The organism is Desulfatiglans sp., assembly GCA_012513605.1.
GTDB lineage: Bacteria > Desulfobacterota > DSM-4660 > Desulfatiglandales > HGW-15 > JAAZBV01.
This window is the reverse complement of record JAAZBV010000034.1, coordinates 31,184-47,769: the sequence shown is the minus strand read 5'-3', so window position 1 is coordinate 47,769 and position 16,586 is coordinate 31,184. Positions and strand designations below refer to the sequence as shown.

10 protein-coding genes are annotated in these 16,586 nt (G+C 45.4%); 2 read left to right on the top strand and 8 right to left on the bottom strand.

The annotated features are described in order from the left end of the window. Window positions 1-30 precede the first annotated feature (30 nt). The 4 genes from GX654_04345 to GX654_04330 form a co-directional block, all read right to left on the bottom strand. Window positions 31-2,607, bottom strand: coding sequence for a DUF4268 domain-containing protein (locus GX654_04345; GenBank protein ID NLD36080.1), 2,577 nt, complete (start codon window positions 2,605-2,607; stop codon window positions 31-33). Between the two features lie 432 nt (window positions 2,608-3,039). Beyond that, on the bottom strand, window positions 3,040-5,130 hold the full coding sequence (locus GX654_04340; protein ID NLD36079.1) for a hypothetical protein: 2,091 nt from the start codon (window positions 5,128-5,130) through the stop codon (window positions 3,040-3,042). Between the two features lie 5 nt (window positions 5,131-5,135). Beyond that, on the bottom strand, window positions 5,136-6,446 hold the full coding sequence (locus GX654_04335; GenBank protein NLD36078.1) for a hypothetical protein: 1,311 nt from the start codon (window positions 6,444-6,446) through the stop codon (window positions 5,136-5,138). Between the two features lie 18 nt (window positions 6,447-6,464). Then, window positions 6,465-6,869 (bottom strand): hypothetical protein, encoded by a 405-nt coding sequence (locus tag GX654_04330; protein ID NLD36077.1) that lies wholly within the window; start codon window positions 6,867-6,869, stop codon window positions 6,465-6,467. 160 nt (window positions 6,870-7,029) lie between these two features. On the opposite strand from GX654_04330, the gene GX654_04325 reads away from it, so the two are divergent. After that, complete coding sequence (locus GX654_04325) at window positions 7,030-8,382, top strand: MATE family efflux transporter (protein NLD36076.1); 1,353 nt, start codon at window positions 7,030-7,032, stop codon at window positions 8,380-8,382. 14 nt (window positions 8,383-8,396) lie between these two features. Here GX654_04325 and GX654_04320 read toward each other — a convergent pair whose 3' ends face one another. The 4 genes from GX654_04320 to GX654_04305 are packed head-to-tail and all read right to left on the bottom strand — an operon-like array spanning window position 8,397 to window position 14,331. Then, window positions 8,397-10,043, bottom strand: coding sequence for a response regulator (locus tag GX654_04320; protein ID NLD36075.1), 1,647 nt, complete (start codon window positions 10,041-10,043; stop codon window positions 8,397-8,399). 28 nt (window positions 10,044-10,071) lie between these two features. Then, the gene (locus GX654_04315; GenBank protein NLD36074.1) at window positions 10,072-11,289 is read right to left on the bottom strand and encodes a hypothetical protein; all 1,218 of its coding nucleotides are present in this window, start codon (window positions 11,287-11,289) and stop codon (window positions 10,072-10,074) included. Between the two features lie 18 nt (window positions 11,290-11,307). After that, a complete protein-coding gene (locus tag GX654_04310) occupies window positions 11,308-12,075 on the bottom strand; it encodes a hypothetical protein (protein ID NLD36073.1) in 768 nt (255 codons plus the stop codon). A 24-nt stretch (window positions 12,076-12,099) separates the two neighbouring features. Next, complete coding sequence (locus GX654_04305; GenBank protein NLD36072.1) at window positions 12,100-14,331, bottom strand: response regulator; 2,232 nt, start codon at window positions 14,329-14,331, stop codon at window positions 12,100-12,102. A 390-nt stretch (window positions 14,332-14,721) separates the two neighbouring features. Between GX654_04305 and GX654_04300 the strand changes: the two genes are divergently transcribed. Further along, on the top strand, window positions 14,722-16,539 hold the full coding sequence (locus GX654_04300) for a response regulator (protein NLD36071.1): 1,818 nt from the start codon (window positions 14,722-14,724) through the stop codon (window positions 16,537-16,539). Window positions 16,540-16,586 lie beyond the last annotated feature (47 nt).

Here is a 16,586-nt window from a genome sequence, read left to right as displayed (position 1 = left end):
TGTCAAGGTCAACGCCTGACCCCAATTTTTCTAAAGAGCATCCCCCTCTATAAAGCCTTCAGGGTCGACCATTTGTAAAACTCGCAGTAACTTATCGTACTGTTCAATGAGCCAAGCAAAATTCTTCGGATACAACTTCGGATTATGAATATCTGCATCAACAGAATGCAATATGCGCTTTGCTATACTTTTTTGTCGACTGGTATACCATTCAAGTGAAGAACCATATGCGGCTTCTATTTCACCCTTCCGAGAATCTAGTCTGGTAAAATCCTCAGGGCGATAAACATATAGCCCGATGCGTAATATTTTTTGCCGCACAAGCTGAAAGAATATATGATAATTTCTGCTGCCTATTGTGACGTCATACCAATCAGCAGTAGAAGGTTTACGTGAAGCTATGTCTTCGCCGCGCCCTTTTTCCCTACAGTAGTTCACAAAATTACTCCAGAAATCAAAACGGAGATAATGCCTGTCGGACAGTTCCCTCGTTGTTTCGATTACAGCTGTCTGAGTCGGCTCGGTTTCGGGGATGTCATCGGGCGCTTCACGGCCGTCATTTATAAATGATACATGAAGCAACTCAGTTTTTTCATTACTTCCAAATTGCAACTGCCAGCGTTTCTCCATGAAATTCAGAAGAGACAGCCCACGATTAAAGATGTTTTGGGCTGTCCAATCATCTTCTTGGGCAACTTCTATCTCAGAATGAGAACCATTTATATAACCTCTTCTACCTGCCGCTGTTGAGTTCTTTTTGTCCTGAAAGCTATCGTTTTGGAGCGAAGAATTAATACTCTGGGACAACGGGAGCAAATTTCCAAGCGAAGCGGACAGTTGCTTTATCTCGCTCTCCGAGAACATCCTGTAGGTATTGCGCCAACACCATTTCGCCGGCGTTTGGGGTAGTATGTGCTCTATGGTTACCTTATCTTTTTCAACTCGCGTGAACATACTCCAGTCGACTTTCTGAATGTTATTCTTCACGGCTTTTTCATACTCGTATTCGTAAAGGAAATAGCGTAAATCACGCCACCCGTAGAAACCCTCTCCAGAATCAAACCGTCTGTTGGTACGTGCGGTAAAGGCTTTGATTGCAGAAGCCATATCATTATCCACTGTGGAAATCAAATCCTCAGAAATCGAAACTAGAGAGACATTACCGCTTAACACATCACGAGACTTGTTGTAATAGACGCTGCTCTGGTAATTCGACTGAAAACCACCGAGACGGAATGATACAAAAAGGAACCGCTCGATGGATTTGAACAGCACAATGCGCTCTTCCGGCGTTGTGTCTTTTTCCGAAGACAATGCGGCTACTACTAAAGGCCTGAAATACCCGATGCCAATACGATTCAATTTGTCTATCCAAACTTTTTCATCATTTGAGAACCCACTATCATAAGGAAAGAAGCTATAATACCAAGATTCAGCCAGCAATTTCAGGCTGTTGACATAGTCGCTGATTTCCTTTGGCGTGAGCTTGCTGACCAACTGGATTTCCGCTTCAGTCTGAACCTCCGGTGTTTCATCGTCCTCACCAGCTTCTATATCCGACATAAGGACAGTATCGTCGTTTTCCTGTACTGGAGCGTGTTTCTCAAAGACATTCTTAGCGGAGAACTTCCCAAGCAAGAACCGTATGTAATCATCTCCACCTTTACGAGAGTAACGGAAGTAAGTAATCCAATGAGCACGCAGAAACTCATCGTCGGAAAGCGGGGCGTTCTGATTACGTCCAAGCTGATAATATACCTCTTTCCATGCATCATTGATGTTTTTGCGTAATTGATCCTTGTCTTTTGAATCAAGTTGCCAGTCATCGAAAAGTGTTGTGAGGTAGATAAGGCGGTTCTTCAGCAGCTCAAGATTTGTCAGCTTCTTTCCTCGATTGTTCATTGTCTCGAAAGCAACGAAAACATCATAATCATCTTCTATTTCATGTAGATTGAACATAAGGCGTAGAGTTAGTTTCTTGTATAGTGATTCAATACCCGCTATCCCGTCGGTATCATACATTGCACGTAGATTCTCCCCAAAAAAATTCTTAGCGTATTTCAGATTTTTTGTATAATACGTCTCAAAAACAGTTCCACCGAAAGGCTCTTCAAAAACCTTGTGTTTTAAATAGTCAGAACTTGGGTTATCAGTTTCGTATCCGAACAAATACGTTGTTACAATATTCTGGGGAGGACGCTTGCGAAGAACATATTTCGCCTTAATGTCCTTAAGTGATTCGTACCCAAGGAATATCTCTTCATCTAGCTTGTCTTTGTTATCAGAAAGACTTTTAACAAAGGCGGTTATTTCATACATAAGTATAGAAAACGTAGTCAAACGTTGTTGCCCATCTACAACATGGAACGGTTTATACCCAATATCAAGCAACCACTCATCCTCATGCCATAAGTGCGTTTCTTTGCGGATGGCGGTCTTAAGAGAAAGCAGACCGGTATAATGATATCTATCCTCGTGGAGATTCAACAGGTCTTCCCAAAAATCCGCAAGTTGCTCGTGCTTCCAAGCATAACCACGTTGATAGTCAGGTATACGGAATAATCTATTTTGAAAAAGTACTGATAAAGATTGAAGTTCATTTGCCATTCGATATGCTCCTTAACGTATTCAGTGGTGGTCGCTTATTTTGCTTTCAATTTCTTTCAATGGTGAGAGGTCAATCCTGGTCTTGACTCTTACTCCTTTTTTTCCATTCGTAGATTATATGCCTTGTCCCATGCCTTGTAAAACGTAAATCGAGACTGTTGTTCCGAAACAACTTAGCAAAACACAAAAACCAGAAATAAATTAGTACTTATGAAAATGTGGAAAAGGGGATTATCCTTATGTTATGGGATTTCTAAGGTTTAAAAGGTTAAAGCCTTTTTCCCACAATCATGTGCCCTTTTTTACCGATTCACTTGCAGAGGGTAACGCTACCTGAAACCTTTTTACTAATGATACCATGGATATCCCTGTACTCCTATTGCCAATAAGAGAACAGGTTTTCAGATACAACTCGCGATTGTTCTTAGAGCATCATCCCAGTCGGTCTTTACTCTTCATCACATCAGCCACTCTTTTCAGCCCCATGTCTTCAAGTGTCTTTTTTGTTGGCCAGCCGGTCTCCTTGTTATATCCCTCAAACTCATAAAACTTTGTCTTCCACTCTTCAAACCTTTTGCGGTCAAGCTTGCGTCCCTTGCCATCTGCGTATTCCCACTTTTTTGTCTTGCTGTCATACATGGGTAAGAGCGCGCCGGGAGAGCCCTGTTCATGAAGGTAATCCGGGAACACCTCCATGTTTCTGTGTCTGCCCTGAAGTGTCCATATTGCCCTGTCCAGGGTAAATATCTTATGACCAAGTTCCATGCCATCAGCAAATGTAATGTTTTTACCTGTTACCGCATTAAAGAACTTTGGTTCTGCCTCTGGTGTTGCGCCCCTGTTATCTGCGGAGTTATTTGTAAAGCACATGGGCCATACCCAGCCGCAAAAGCCGTTTGAGCCAAGCCAGAATTTTTCATAGTGCTTTACCCATGCCACCTGCTTTACCTTGTGCTCTGAATAGATGCCTGTGGGGCCGTCACTGTAGTCAAGCATGAACACATCACCCTTGTATGGGATCATTGCGTCCGCTGTAAGCTGCACCGCCTGTTCAGCCGTGAGGTATGGTTCCTTACCCTCCATGCGGAAAGATTCCGGCATCCAGTGCAGGGGATAGTTTGCCATACCGTGGAGCATGAGGTCACGTTCTCCCATGAGTGAGCCATAACCCCACTCTGCCTCAACCCTCGGGTCATAGTGCATGGAGGTGCCCCAGTAGGCGAGCTGGAGTTTACCATTGTTAAAGTCTTCATCATAGGTGCCCCAGCTTTTAGCTGCCCTGGCGAGCCCCTGTGACAGCTCCTTACCAATGCCCTCGCCTGTGGCTATCTGCCTCATGAACATATCCATAAAGCCTAATGTTCCAGCCTTGTCTATCGGGAGGTCACATTCGATACGTTTTCCTTTTCCAAGGATGCCCGTTGTATAGAGATGTTTAACATACTGGGTTGTAGCCATGAAATGCCAGTGGCTCAGCCCGTATTTCTGCATCATGTCATTACCCTGGCGGTTCATCTTGCGTGTGGCATTATCGAGGAATACAGAGGCAGCGCCAGCGCAGACCGATTCATTATTATCACCGCTCGCGAGCCGCTGGCGACAGCCCCTTGGGCATGATGCGCATGCTGCTGCCCTTGCCGGCACAATAGGGGTGTTATCAGACATGAAAAAGGGATTATTGGATACACTTGCACCGGCAGGTGAGCCGTTGATCCAGAAGTAGAACCCGCCCATCATATCCTTTCTTCTGGGGTTATCCACATTAAACTGAAACCGGTTGTACCAGAGGCGGGTCTCCATAAATGCATGAGGGTCAGCAACAGGTGCGCTGCCTGTCCCTATTGCACTTATGGCCTTTAGATTCTTTGAACCGAATACCCCGCCATAACCGCCCAGGGCGGCCTGTGAGCCGGGGCCGTGGAGCAGCGCTGCCATGCGGCTTTTGTTTTCTCCTGCAAGCCCGCAGCAGACAACCGCGGGTATCTGGGTGGAGAAGCTGTCACTGTAATCCGCCCATTCACCGAATTTAAGGGAGGGGTTTACACGCCTTGAAATCTCCTCCTGTGTATCCCATGTGTCCATGCCCCATATCCCGTCAGCGTTTTCGATGGTGACCTTATCGTTTACAATATTGATCCACACAGGTTTGTCTGACGCCCCTTCAACAACAATGCCGTCCCACCCGGCGAATTTAAGCTGGCTGGTAAACCTGCCCCCAAAGCTGCTGTGGCCGAACCATTCAACAGGGTAGAGCATGGGCGCAAGCCCCTGCACCTCGCTCCTGCCGGAACCCGGCATAAAGGTGCCTGCAAACGGGTGGCCCATGATTATGATCAGGTTCCTCGGATCAAATGCCTCAAATGGGAGCTGATCGCCCACCAGGTCAAAGAATATGGCAGAGCCCATGCCATGCCCTCCACCATACTCCTCATATTTTTCAGTGGGGATATGGGTAAAGGAGTTATCTGTAAGGTTCACCTTAAGTATTTTACCTGTATAGCCACCCTTCACTTGTGCAGCCATTCTATTTACCTCCATGCATCAATAGAGACAGGCATACCTGCCATAAAGTCTGATATAAACCAGACACTGGCTGTCTTACCTCCAACAACAACCGTGTTTATCATCTTCGGGTTACTCATATGGTTGACCATCCTCTCTTCAGGGATATCTTTATAATCCTTTGCCCCTGTGGGCCCCTGCATGCCAGAGACAATGGAGTTTGCCCAGTACTGCCTTGCAGGCATCTCGGCATTTTTGGCGAGCCATTCGTGGAATGCCTCTTTCGTCTTAAACCCCTGCGTCTCCATTAAAAGATTTGCAACAGAGGGGTCCATAATAAGCGTTGCACCTGAGGTTGCAGCAAGGACCCTCGTAAAATCCCTCATCATAAGCTGGGGCGCATAATGCTCCACCACTGAACCCGAGCAGTTTACAAAGTTCCAGCCAAAGAATACAGTAAGGGTGCTCTGTTCAGGCTTGAACCCCTTCTGTACATGGAAGGGCTTCCACCCCTCGGGCAGGTTTTCCTCATTTTCCGCAATGGTCAGATTATTGTAGAGTATGGGGTTACTCAAAGAAGAAAATCCGCTTACACCCTCCTTGTACCCCTGGATGATCTTGTGTATAAGCACCATTGAGCGGCCAATAACAGAGTTGGCCTCTGCATTTGGGCCGAGCGCCCCTATGCCTGAGTTCACCCCTATCTCTTCACGTATGGGGCCGTTTATGAGCACCATGCGGGAGCTTGATGTGGTTGAGTCCATGTATGGCACCTGGCTTGAAAGGGCAAGTATTACAGGAAAGTATTCTGGTTTTGCACCGGCCATAACTGCGATTATGGCGATCTTTTCTACTGTAAACGGCCTCTGGGTCCCAAATGTGCCTGCCTCTTTTTTGACAAGTTCATCAGGGGCATGGCTTGTGCCTTCAAGCATCCTCTTTACCTTTTCTTCTGTGGGGAGGATCACAGGGTTGTAATCTGTCCACCCCTTATCCTTGAAAAGGCGCTGGAGGTTATCCTCTGTGTCGGGCTTTAAAAGCCTCGGTTCAGGGGCTGGCTCACCCGGCCATTCGGACTCCTTTATGGGAAGCGTGAGTGCATCAATAATGGCCTGCATCAGGGGTTTGCCTGTTACATTATCTGTTCCATTGAGGTAGTTCTTAAGCTTTTCCTCGCTTAAACCAGTAAAGGGATAGGGCATGCCTACAAAACGCAGGGGCATGCCTGTGCTGTATTTTGCATGGCCATCAATCCCGAATGATACGATATTTTCATTTGAAAGCGCCACGGTGGGAAGTCCATACTCTTTTTCTATGCTTCCGCAGAAACGGCTCACGGCCGCTATGCAGCCCCATCACCCGGCCACGCCGAGTATCACACCATCCCCCTTGTTATCCTTTATCTCTTTCCATAATGCAGGGTCATCGGTTGCATAATTACCGCTCTTTACCTTGAGCACTGTCTTTACCTTTGGCATGTTCTTGGCAAACCATCGCTGTATCTCTCCCATTACAGGGGTGCCTGAGATACCCTCGTAGTTGACATCAACAAGATAAATGGTCTTCCCGTCAAGCGTTGTGAGTCTTGGCGCAATGTTTACCCTGGCGGCGGGTTTCTCTGTAATGGCGGGGTTCATGACGGTGATCAGCGGCTCCTTTGAGGAAGCTGCACTGCAAAAACCTGGTATCATGGCAATGCCTGTTACTGCCATTAGAAAAAATATTAAAAGAGAATAGTGTAATACAAATCTTCTGTTCATTTTTTCCTCCTTATCAGTATTGAAGAAGTATACGAATCCGGGTTAAGGGTGTCAAAGTAATTGTTTCTCCATGTTATCAGCTATTTTATGGTTGACAATATTTTTAAAGTTGGCGATCGTGACCGTTCGCTTTTGAAACTTTTATTTTCGGATTTGCCATATGGAAAAATATACCGAACGGCTCGGGACAGCCCCTTTAGGCCCTCTTCTTATACGACTCAGTCTTCCGGGTATAGCCGCTACCATTGCCGGGAGCCTCTATAATATAGTAGATACATTCTGGGTGGCAAGGCTCGGCCATGAGGCTATTGCCGCATTAACGATCGTCTTCCCATACCAGATACTTGCAATGGCTGTGGGTATGGGCACAGGCACAGGCATAGGCGCCCTTGTGTCCAGATATTTTGGTGAAAAGAATATTAATGGCGTAAACCTTGCCGCCGGGCAGATCTTTTTCTTAAGTGTTGTATGGGGCCTTTTATTTCTGATACCGCCTCTGTTTATGCCTGATACAATACTCCGCCTTCTCGGGGCCACAGATAATATCATGGATATGGGGAGGATATACCTGGTTATTACCGCATTCGGGGCGCCTGCCAATGTCTTTATATTTCTGGTTGGCGGCCTTATCCGCGGGTCAGGAGACACAGTAAAACCCACTGTAATCATGATAACTGCAAGTGTAATAAACATACTCCTTGACCCGTTTCTGATCATAGGTATAGGCCCTTTCCCGGAAATGGGGATCAAGGGGGCGGCCCTTGCCACTGTCATTGCACAGTGCTCGGGAATGGCGATAGGTCTATATTTTATCTTTGCAAAGAGGACAGCATTCAGGATAAGCGCGTTGAGCCTTGTGCCAAGGTGGATCATCCTGAACCGGATATATCATGTGGGCGCCCCTGCCTCCATTCAGCAGCTTACAGAAAGCCTGGCATTTATACTTTTTAACAAGGTGGTATCCGCATATGGTTCAGCGCCTATTGCGGCTGTCGGCCTTGCAATGCGGCTGTCTGATCTCGCCTTTATGCCAATCATGGGTGTTGCAAATGCGCTGCTTCCAGTGGTGGGATACAATATGGGCGCAGGAAAAGAGGCAAGGCTCTGGAAGGCCATAAGGCTTTCATCAGTGGGCACGGCAATGCTCCTTATCATCTTCACCATAATAATTGAGATCTGGACACCGGAGATCCTTGCCATCTTCATGAAAGACCCTGAAGTGCTTAAGGTAACAATACCTGGCATGAGGATAATGCTCTCAGCCCTTACCTTTATCGGGCCATCCATACTTTTTATTACCGCATTTCAGGGCCTGTCAATGGGGGGCATGGCCCTCTGGCTGTCACTCATCCGCCAGTTTATACTCTTTATCCCGGTGCTTTTTCTCCTTGAATACCTGTTCGGACTAACCGGTATATGGCTTGCATTGCCAGTTTCAGATGTCCTGAGTTTTCATGTGGTGTTCTATTTTCTGCTCAGAGAATACAGGAGGCGGCATAAACACAGTTTATAAAAGGCCGGGCAGGGTCAATTCGTACCCAGCATGATTTTCAGCTTCTGCGATAACTTTTCAAATTTGTAGGGTTTCTGGATAAACCCATTTGAGTCCAGGTTCAATATTTCTGATGTCCCTTCATCCATGCTGTACCCGCTGGAAAAAAGGACCTTTATGCCCGGATTGCTTTTTTTCAGGCGTCTATATGTCTCTATTCCGTTCATGCCCGGCATTATCATATCCAGAATCACTATATCAATCTTATCTTTATCTGTTTCAAAAACGTTGATCGCAGCATTGCCGCTTTCTGCTATTATTACTTTATATCCCAGTCTCTCAAGCAGGGCCTTTCCTACATTAATGATCATGGGCTCATCATCGACAAGCAGTATTGTCCCTGTGCCCTTTATTGCCTCTTCATTAATAGCCTTGACCTCTGCAACCTCTTTGTTTGACCCTGGCAGGTAGATATCAAAGGTTGTTCCTTTACCTTTTATTGAGTGAACATCAATTATACCGCCATGGTTCTTGATGATCCCGTACACTGAGGCAAGCCCAAGACCTGTACCCCTGCCCATCTCCTTTGTTGTAAAAAATGGGTCAAATATCTTTTCCTTTATGGCATCGTCTATGCCGACACCCGTATCGCTCACTGAAATCTTTACATAATTACCGGGCATGACCGAAAATGATATGGCAGAAGTATTTTCAAGCATAATGTTTTCGCTGATAATACATATTTCTCCGCCACCCGGCATTGCATGCCAGGCATTAATAAAGAGATTTAAAAATACCTGTTCCATCTGGCCTCTGTCTGTTTCAACTGTCCAGAGGCCAGGCTGAAGCTGTAGATTGATTTTGATATCTTTCTTGGTGCGCCCAAACATGTGCGAAGAGTGTTTGATCAGTTCATTAAGATCAAGAGGTTTAACCTCGAAATTTCCCTTTCTGGCAAAGGCCAGGAGCTGACTTGTGAGGTTGCTTGCGCTCTGTACATGCTCTTCTATGCCCTTAAGGTGCTCGGTAAAGGGGTGGTTCGGGTCAATATCCATCAATATCAGTGATGTCCTGCCCTGTATCCCCATAAGCAGGTTGTTGAAATCATGTGCTATTCCCCCTGCCAGTGTACCGATAGCCTCCATTTTGATTGCCTGGCGCAGATCCGCCTCCAGTTTTTCTCTTCCTGTTACATCCCTTGCAGCACCGGCTATTGCAACGACCCGACCCTGTTCATCCCTGACAGGGGACTCATCGATTTCGAGCAGGATTTTATTACCATCTTTCTTTCTGCATTCAATAATATAGGGTTTTTGTTTAATGCCGGTCTCTATCGCCTTGGCAGTTGATTCAAATCCAGCCCTGTTATCGGGGTTATCAGTGACCAGATCTGTCCACATGATATTCATATCATCCGGCTTGAAACCAAAAAATTCCTGTGATTTAGGGCTCACATAAATAAATTTATGGCTGGTATCATGCAGGAAAAACATCTCATTGCTGTGTTCTATGATATTGCGGAGCCTTTCTTCACCTTCTCTCAGTGCCTTTTCAACGCCCCTGATCCGGTTGACAAGGGTTGACAGCTCCTCTGTCTCTCTTAGAAACAGGTTCCCGGTATTTTGAGCAACCTTTTTGTAATATTCAGCCTCTTTTCTGGCCTCTTCAAGTTCTGTTCCCATCTTTATCCCTGAAACCCGTTGTCATATATTATTTTTGTGCAAGTACCAGTAAAACCCCTGTCCAGTCAAGCCCCCTGCTTTTACCCTGAACCGGCGCAATCTCGACCCCGGAATAAAACCCCAGCAGAGGAACATTGTGCTGATTGAAAACCTTCTGCACTTCTGATGCCTCCTCAGAAAGGGTTTCAGAGTAAACCGCAGTCCTCCCTGCGCAATCTATATAGAGACCGAACATCGGTTTTTCACCCCTTGAGGCTATCTCTTCAAATAATTCCAGCGTGTTCTTTTTTGCGGAACCTATCATCATTGCCCCGTTGCGCAGCATAAACAATACCTCATCACCCTCCTCTATATCAGGTTCAAAAAGCACTATCCCTTTTTCATCAGGCAATGCCCCTGAAATCAGCCTGTTTACAAAGTCTGTCTCTGTGAAGTCCGCATATTTTTCGCTATGGTTTATGGCAAGGGTGAGACGGTGAACAGGGGTCTGTTTACGCCATTCGCTGCTTCCATATTGTTCATCTATGATTTTCACGACCGGCCTTCCATCCAGCTCATAAATAACCGGGCCTTCCGCCTTTGTAACCCTGTGATAAATCCCATCCTTGGGGATGCAGCCATGCATAATCCGGTAATATGGTGTAAATTTACCGCCAAGCATTAACCCTGCAACGCTCTGATTGGCCACGTATGAGCCGCAAAATTGCCATGTAGTGCCAAACCCGTAATCGCCGATAACTCCTCCGCCAAGGATCGGTATTTCTTGATTCAGCTTCTTCTCTATTCCCCTGATCAGGGGCCGTGATGCATTTATCACGGGCGGCCCGGATTCTGATGGACCTTTTTTTACCGAATCATATAATATCAATAAAAGCTTGCCTGTATCTGTAAATCTTGAACCCAGGGTTTCACCAGCGGTTTTTTCATCCTTATCAAGATCCCCTGCTACACCCAATTCCAGTTTGAGGGTATCAGACTCTATTACCGCCGCAGCTGAGGGATATCCCTCGTAAGAGATCTCCGTGCCTGTGATAACACCGATTGCAGAACCCCCGATAACAGGCACATCATGGCCCACCACAGACCTGATACCATTAAAAAACTGGTAATGATCAATGTTACCGCTTGCAAAGGCAATAACAATACCGGGGTTAACAATATTGCCATCTTTGACAGCATTTTCAGCAACCTTCCTGCCAGAGGACATTCCATCAGCTATGTTTGCATACCCTATACCGGCTTTCATTTTTCCTCCTATACCTGTTTACAGCGTGAAATTGGGCTCTTTCCTGATATCGGTAAAAAGCTCTTTTGCCGCCTCTTCCTGCTCAGGAGAGCCTAATATTGCAAGCCATGCTGTGCCCTCTGCCCCGCAAACACCGCCTGCTGCAACCAGCTCAGCGCTGGCGCCTGTGAGTATATTAACTGCCTCCAGCTCTGTTACAACCTCTCCCGGTACCGGAAGCAGTCTGGCACCCGATGCCCCTGGTGTATTCAATAAATTTGCTATGATATTCAGGTCTGTTGAGACCCGTTTTTCAAGGCCCACAGGCAGGATGAACCTCACACGTCTTCCTGTAACGGCCTGTAATGCTGCTACAATGGTGCCGCCCTTTGCATCGCCGATCAGAACCCCAGCCTGTTTATGTATCAGGTCAACTGCATTGGCGCCCTTAAGGATAACATCCCCTTCCCTGAGTTCATCAACCACATCAAATATGGTCTTTCCCTTTATGATTGTCCCTTTTTGGATAATAATGTCCCCGGGAAAACGGCTCTCATCTGATATCCTTCCTGAATCAGTAATCTTCTGATAGGGCGGGAGTGTTATGCCGCGAAAGAAACGTCTGCGGGAAAACCCACTTTCATCTCCGCATGCAGCAAGCAGCTCCTCTGCTACATATCCATTTGTGGTGCCTGCAACAACAACGATGGTCCCGGATGTAAGCGCTTCCCTGATCGCCGGGTGACAGACAATGGATCTTGCAATCAGACGTTTCCCTGCCGAAGGTGTTATAGAGGTCTGGATCATATTATTCTCCTTGTTGTCGAATGGTTAAGAGGCCTTTCTTTTAAGTTCCGCCTTTATTGTAAGTCCAATATCCTCAAATGAAAACGGCTTTTTCAAGTACTTGCCAGCCCCCATTTTAAGTGTCTTTTTTACATCATCTGTCTCAGCAAAACCGCTCACTATTATAGCTTTTTGTCCGGGTCTGATTTTTAACATCCTTTCATAAGTCTCTTTACCGTTTATACCAGGCTCCATGATCATGTCAATCAGCACAAGGTCAACAGGATTATTTTTGATACGGGAAACCGCCTCTTCACCGCTCGATACAGCAATTGTCTCATAGCCGAGCCTCTCCAGCATGCTGCATGTAATGTCCCTCTGCGCATCAACATCATCAACGACCATAATTTTTTCATTATTCCCCTGATACTCACTGACAGGAACCGCAAATCTTCTTCTGGAATCAACCAGTTTCAATGAAGGGAAGTAGAGGCTGAATGTAGTGCCCTCACTGCTGCTCGTTACATCTATATACCCCTTGTGATCATGGATCACATTCCAGACAACTGAAAGCCCAAGGCCTGTACCGCTCCTCCCCATAACCTTTTTTGTATAAAAGGGCTCAAATATCCTTTCCATATCCTCTGGATCGATCCCCGGCCCGTTATCAGCCACAGAAAGCATCAGATACTCCCCTGTATTTAAAGTATCGTAGCCTTTTACCGGCTTTTCAAGACAACAGGGCATGGTGGATATCAGTATATTACCTTTATCACTGATTGCCTCTGCCGCATTTGAAACAAGGTTCATTATCACCTTTCTTATATGGATCGGTGAGCCTTCAATATCTGGCAGATCAGGGTCAAGGGCTGTTTTCACTGTGACCCCGGAATGAAATTGATTAAGTTTTGTATATTCAGGGGAGTCAAGATAGCTTATAACTATATCATTAATATTTAACGGCTCTTTCTGAATGGCTACTCCCCTTGCCACTGTAAGCAGGTCCTGCACAATGGCTACTGCACGCTCCCCGGAGCTCTTTATCCCTTCAAGCGGTTTTCTCAGGGGGCTATCCTGACCAATGTCCATCAGCAACAGTTCAGGGTAATTTATTATACCTGAAAGCACATTATTAAGATCATGGGCAACCCCTCCGGCAAGCAGGCCAAGGGACTCCATCTTTTTCAACCTTAGCACTTTTTCTTCTGTGTCCCGAAGCGCCTCTGCCTCTTTTTTTTGTTCAGTGATATCACGCATAACCCCGAGAGCGGCAGCCCTCCCCCTGTATGTTATTGCGGTTATAACTATTTCAAGAAACCGCTCTTCGCCCCCCTTTTCTTTAACACACATGGTGTGCCTGCCGGGAGGGGCCTCTCCTTTTAAAAGTGAAAAGTAGACATTGGTGTAAAATTCCCGGTCTTTTGGATTCATCATCTCATAAAAAGTTAAAGAAGATAAATCGGTCAAGGGTTCACCAATAAGATTGCAGAAGGCGGGATTGCCAAAAACGATCTTTTCATCCTGCACTATAATGATACTTTCATTTGCATGCTCAGTAATCAGGCGGTATTTTTCATCGGTTTCCGTATCCATATAGCTGTTGATAACAACCCACAGGACTGTAAAGGCAAAGCCAAGAAACCCGTATTCCATCATATATTGAATGGTTGATACACCGGATGCAGCAAGCCCGTCATGAATACCGAGTATAATCCAAAAACCCATGCCTGACAGAAATATTATTCGATATTTAACCTCTGTTTGCCTGTGCCTTATCCATAATATCATCCCATATAGAGCAGAAGCAGCGATATAAAGCATAAAAAAAGGGCCAATAATACCTATGGAGGGCTCCACATAGGGTGACTTAAGGAACAGAAACTGCCATGTGGAAAACTCATAAGAGACAATCAGGTCTGTGGCCCATAATAGTGTCATGATAAGTAGATGAAATAGCCCTGCTATCAGATGGTATCTCTTCGCATTCATACCAAGGTACGAATAGGTAAAGCCATACATGCAGTGAATCAAAAGGATCAGTGCGGCAAATTCAAGGATGCCGGAAAAGCGGTTGAGCGGCCCTGCCGGGGTGTTATACTCTATAAAAATTCCTGTTGTGTAAAGAACAGCGGAAAATGATATGGCAGCGCTCCATGCGTACCAGGTTTTTTCTCTCCTTTTTAAAAAAAGAAGGCTTTGCAGGGTAAACATGAGAAGGGCGATTATGCCTACAGATAATGACCCGGCTGACTGTAAAATTATTTTTTCTGGTGTCATAATATCAGCTGCTGCCTTGAGATACAGTATTTACCAGTCGGATCAAAAAAAAACAAAATTACTTTGCTTTTTTTTGAAACACGCGTACAAATACATTATACATAATTAGTTGTACAGGCATTTTTTTCCATTAATTTCCATTTAGCGGCTTTAATGATCAAGTTTTTTGTCCACAGTCAAATACCCTTATGCCCGCAAAGGCTGGTTCAGGTGTCATACTCCTTCTGCTGTCACCATTTCATAACAATATCTGACTATAAAGGGGGAATATAATGTCCTGAACATAGACTTTTCAGGTATGAAAATCACAATAGGTGCAAAACCATAATAAACTGAAGCAGCGATAGATCCTATTCCTTTTTAATTACAGTTGAAACCAGGGAGGTAATTATGGGTAATAATGAAGATGTAATGAAAAAAATTCATGAAGAGCAGCTTGACCGTGTACTAATGTGCCTTAACTATATAGGCGCATTTGTTCTTGCAGCATCCCTTTCAAGGGTGTTCTCTATGGGATGGCAAAACTTCCTCTATATTCATATATTCTCCTATATCGTAGTCTTATGGATTTCCCTCTATAAAAAACACCTTCCTCACACAATAAAGTCAATCCTCCTGGCAGGCATCCTTTTTTTACTTGCCGTATCAGGTCTGTCAAAATTTGGTCTTGTCGGATACAGTTCAGCAATGATGCTTATTTTCTGTATTGTGGTGACAGTGTTCTATGGAACCCGTGGCGGGATAATATCTGTCCTGTTAAGTTCAGTCGCTGTAGCTGTTGTCGGCGCTTCTTTTGTTAAGGGTATGCTGACATTAAACCTGGATATCCTTGGATATATACAATCCCCTTTTTCCTGGATACTGGGCACTGTAAGCATGGTATTTTTAACAGGGCTCATTGTCATTATCATGTCAAAGGTAAACAGTCAGCTTGCCGGGCTTGTCAGAGACCTGAATACGCAGAACACAGAGCTCCTCACAACAAACAGGGCATTAAGCGATGCCCTCGATGAAACAAGGAGGCTAAAAACAGGGCTTGAGCAGGCGCAGAAGATGGAACTTGTGGGTATTGTAGCAGGGGGCGTGGTACATGACCTCAATAATGTGCTTGCGGCATCAATCAATTACCCTGAAATGCTCCTCTTAGACACACCTGAAGATAGCCCGTTGAGAAAGCCCCTGGAAACCATAAAAAAATCAGGTCTCAGGGCAGCAGCCATCGTTGAAGATCTCCTTACCCTTTCAAGGAGGAGGGTGGCAAATAAAGAGGTGCTTGATATAAACAATATTGTTGCTGAGTGTGTTGCAGGCCCGGAGGTGGAAAGGATCAAAATCTTTCACCCGAAGGCTGATATCAGGGTGGAGCATGAGGGAACACCCCTCAAGATAAAGGGGTTTCCGGTACATTTTGCAAAGACCATTACAAACCTTGTCTCCAATGCCGCTGAGGCAATGCCGGAAGGTGGTAAAATAGTTATAAAGACCTCCAGTGAAATAATTACTGTGGAAAACCGGCCTGACAGTAAAATGAGCGAGGGTGAATATGCCCTCTTACAGGTCTCTGATGAGGGTCAAGGCATCTCAGAAGAGGAAAAGGAGAAGATCTTTGAGCCCTTTTATACCAAGAAAGAGATGGGGAGAAGCGGGACAGGCCTGGGTATGACCATTGTATGGAATTCAATCAAAGATCATGAGGGCTATATCTTTCTGGACAGTATAAAGGGACGTGGCACCACATTTCGTCTTTACTTCCCAATAACCCATGAACCCCTGCCTGAAAAAAAGGTGAGGCCTGCCCTGTCCCTTAAAAATGGAAGGGGTGAATCTATACTGGTTGTGGATGATGTTAAAGAGCAGAGGGAGATAGCCACAAAGATATTGACCATGCTTGGCTATTCAGTGGCAGTGAAATCAAACGGCGAAGAGGCCCTTGATTATATTAAAGATCATCCTGCTGACCTTGTCCTGCTGGATATGGTTATGCAGAAGGGAATGGATGGACTTGATACATACCAGAAGATCCATGAACTCAGGCCTGAACAAAAGGTAATAATCATAAGCGGCTATGCTGAAACGGATCGTCTCAAAAGAGCACTTGAGCTGGGTGCAGGGGCATACCTTAAAAAACCGTACCTGACAGAGACTGTCGCCTGTGCGGTAAGGGAGGAGCTGGATAAAAAGCCGAAGGAAAGGATTGTGTATAATTAGTGTCCATCCAGATTAACTATTAATTTTTGTTTTTTATATGTTACAGA

What these genes read in the sequence shown, in the direction of transcription:
- GX654_04320 (NLD36075.1), bottom strand. Translation starts at nt 10,043, where the DNA reads ATGGGAACAGAACTTGAAGAGGCCAGAAAAGAGGCTGAATATTACAAA.
- GX654_04305 (NLD36072.1), bottom strand. Translation starts at nt 14,331, where the DNA reads ATGACACCAGAAAAAATAATTTTACAGTCAGCCGGGTCATTATCTGTA.
- GX654_04310 (NLD36073.1), bottom strand. Translation starts at nt 12,075, where the DNA reads ATGATCCAGACCTCTATAACACCTTCGGCAGGGAAACGTCTGATTGCA.
- GX654_04340 (NLD36079.1), bottom strand. Translation starts at nt 5,130, where the DNA reads ATGGCTGCACAAGTGAAGGGTGGCTATACAGGTAAAATACTTAAGGTG.
- GX654_04325 (NLD36076.1), top strand. Translation starts at nt 7,030, where the DNA reads ATGGAAAAATATACCGAACGGCTCGGGACAGCCCCTTTAGGCCCTCTT.
- GX654_04330 (NLD36077.1), bottom strand. Translation starts at nt 6,869, where the DNA reads ATGAACAGAAGATTTGTATTACACTATTCTCTTTTAATATTTTTTCTA.
- GX654_04315 (NLD36074.1), bottom strand. Translation starts at nt 11,289, where the DNA reads ATGAAAGCCGGTATAGGGTATGCAAACATAGCTGATGGAATGTCCTCT.
- GX654_04345 (NLD36080.1), bottom strand. Translation starts at nt 2,607, where the DNA reads ATGGCAAATGAACTTCAATCTTTATCAGTACTTTTTCAAAATAGATTA.
- GX654_04300 (NLD36071.1), top strand. Translation starts at nt 14,722, where the DNA reads ATGGGTAATAATGAAGATGTAATGAAAAAAATTCATGAAGAGCAGCTT.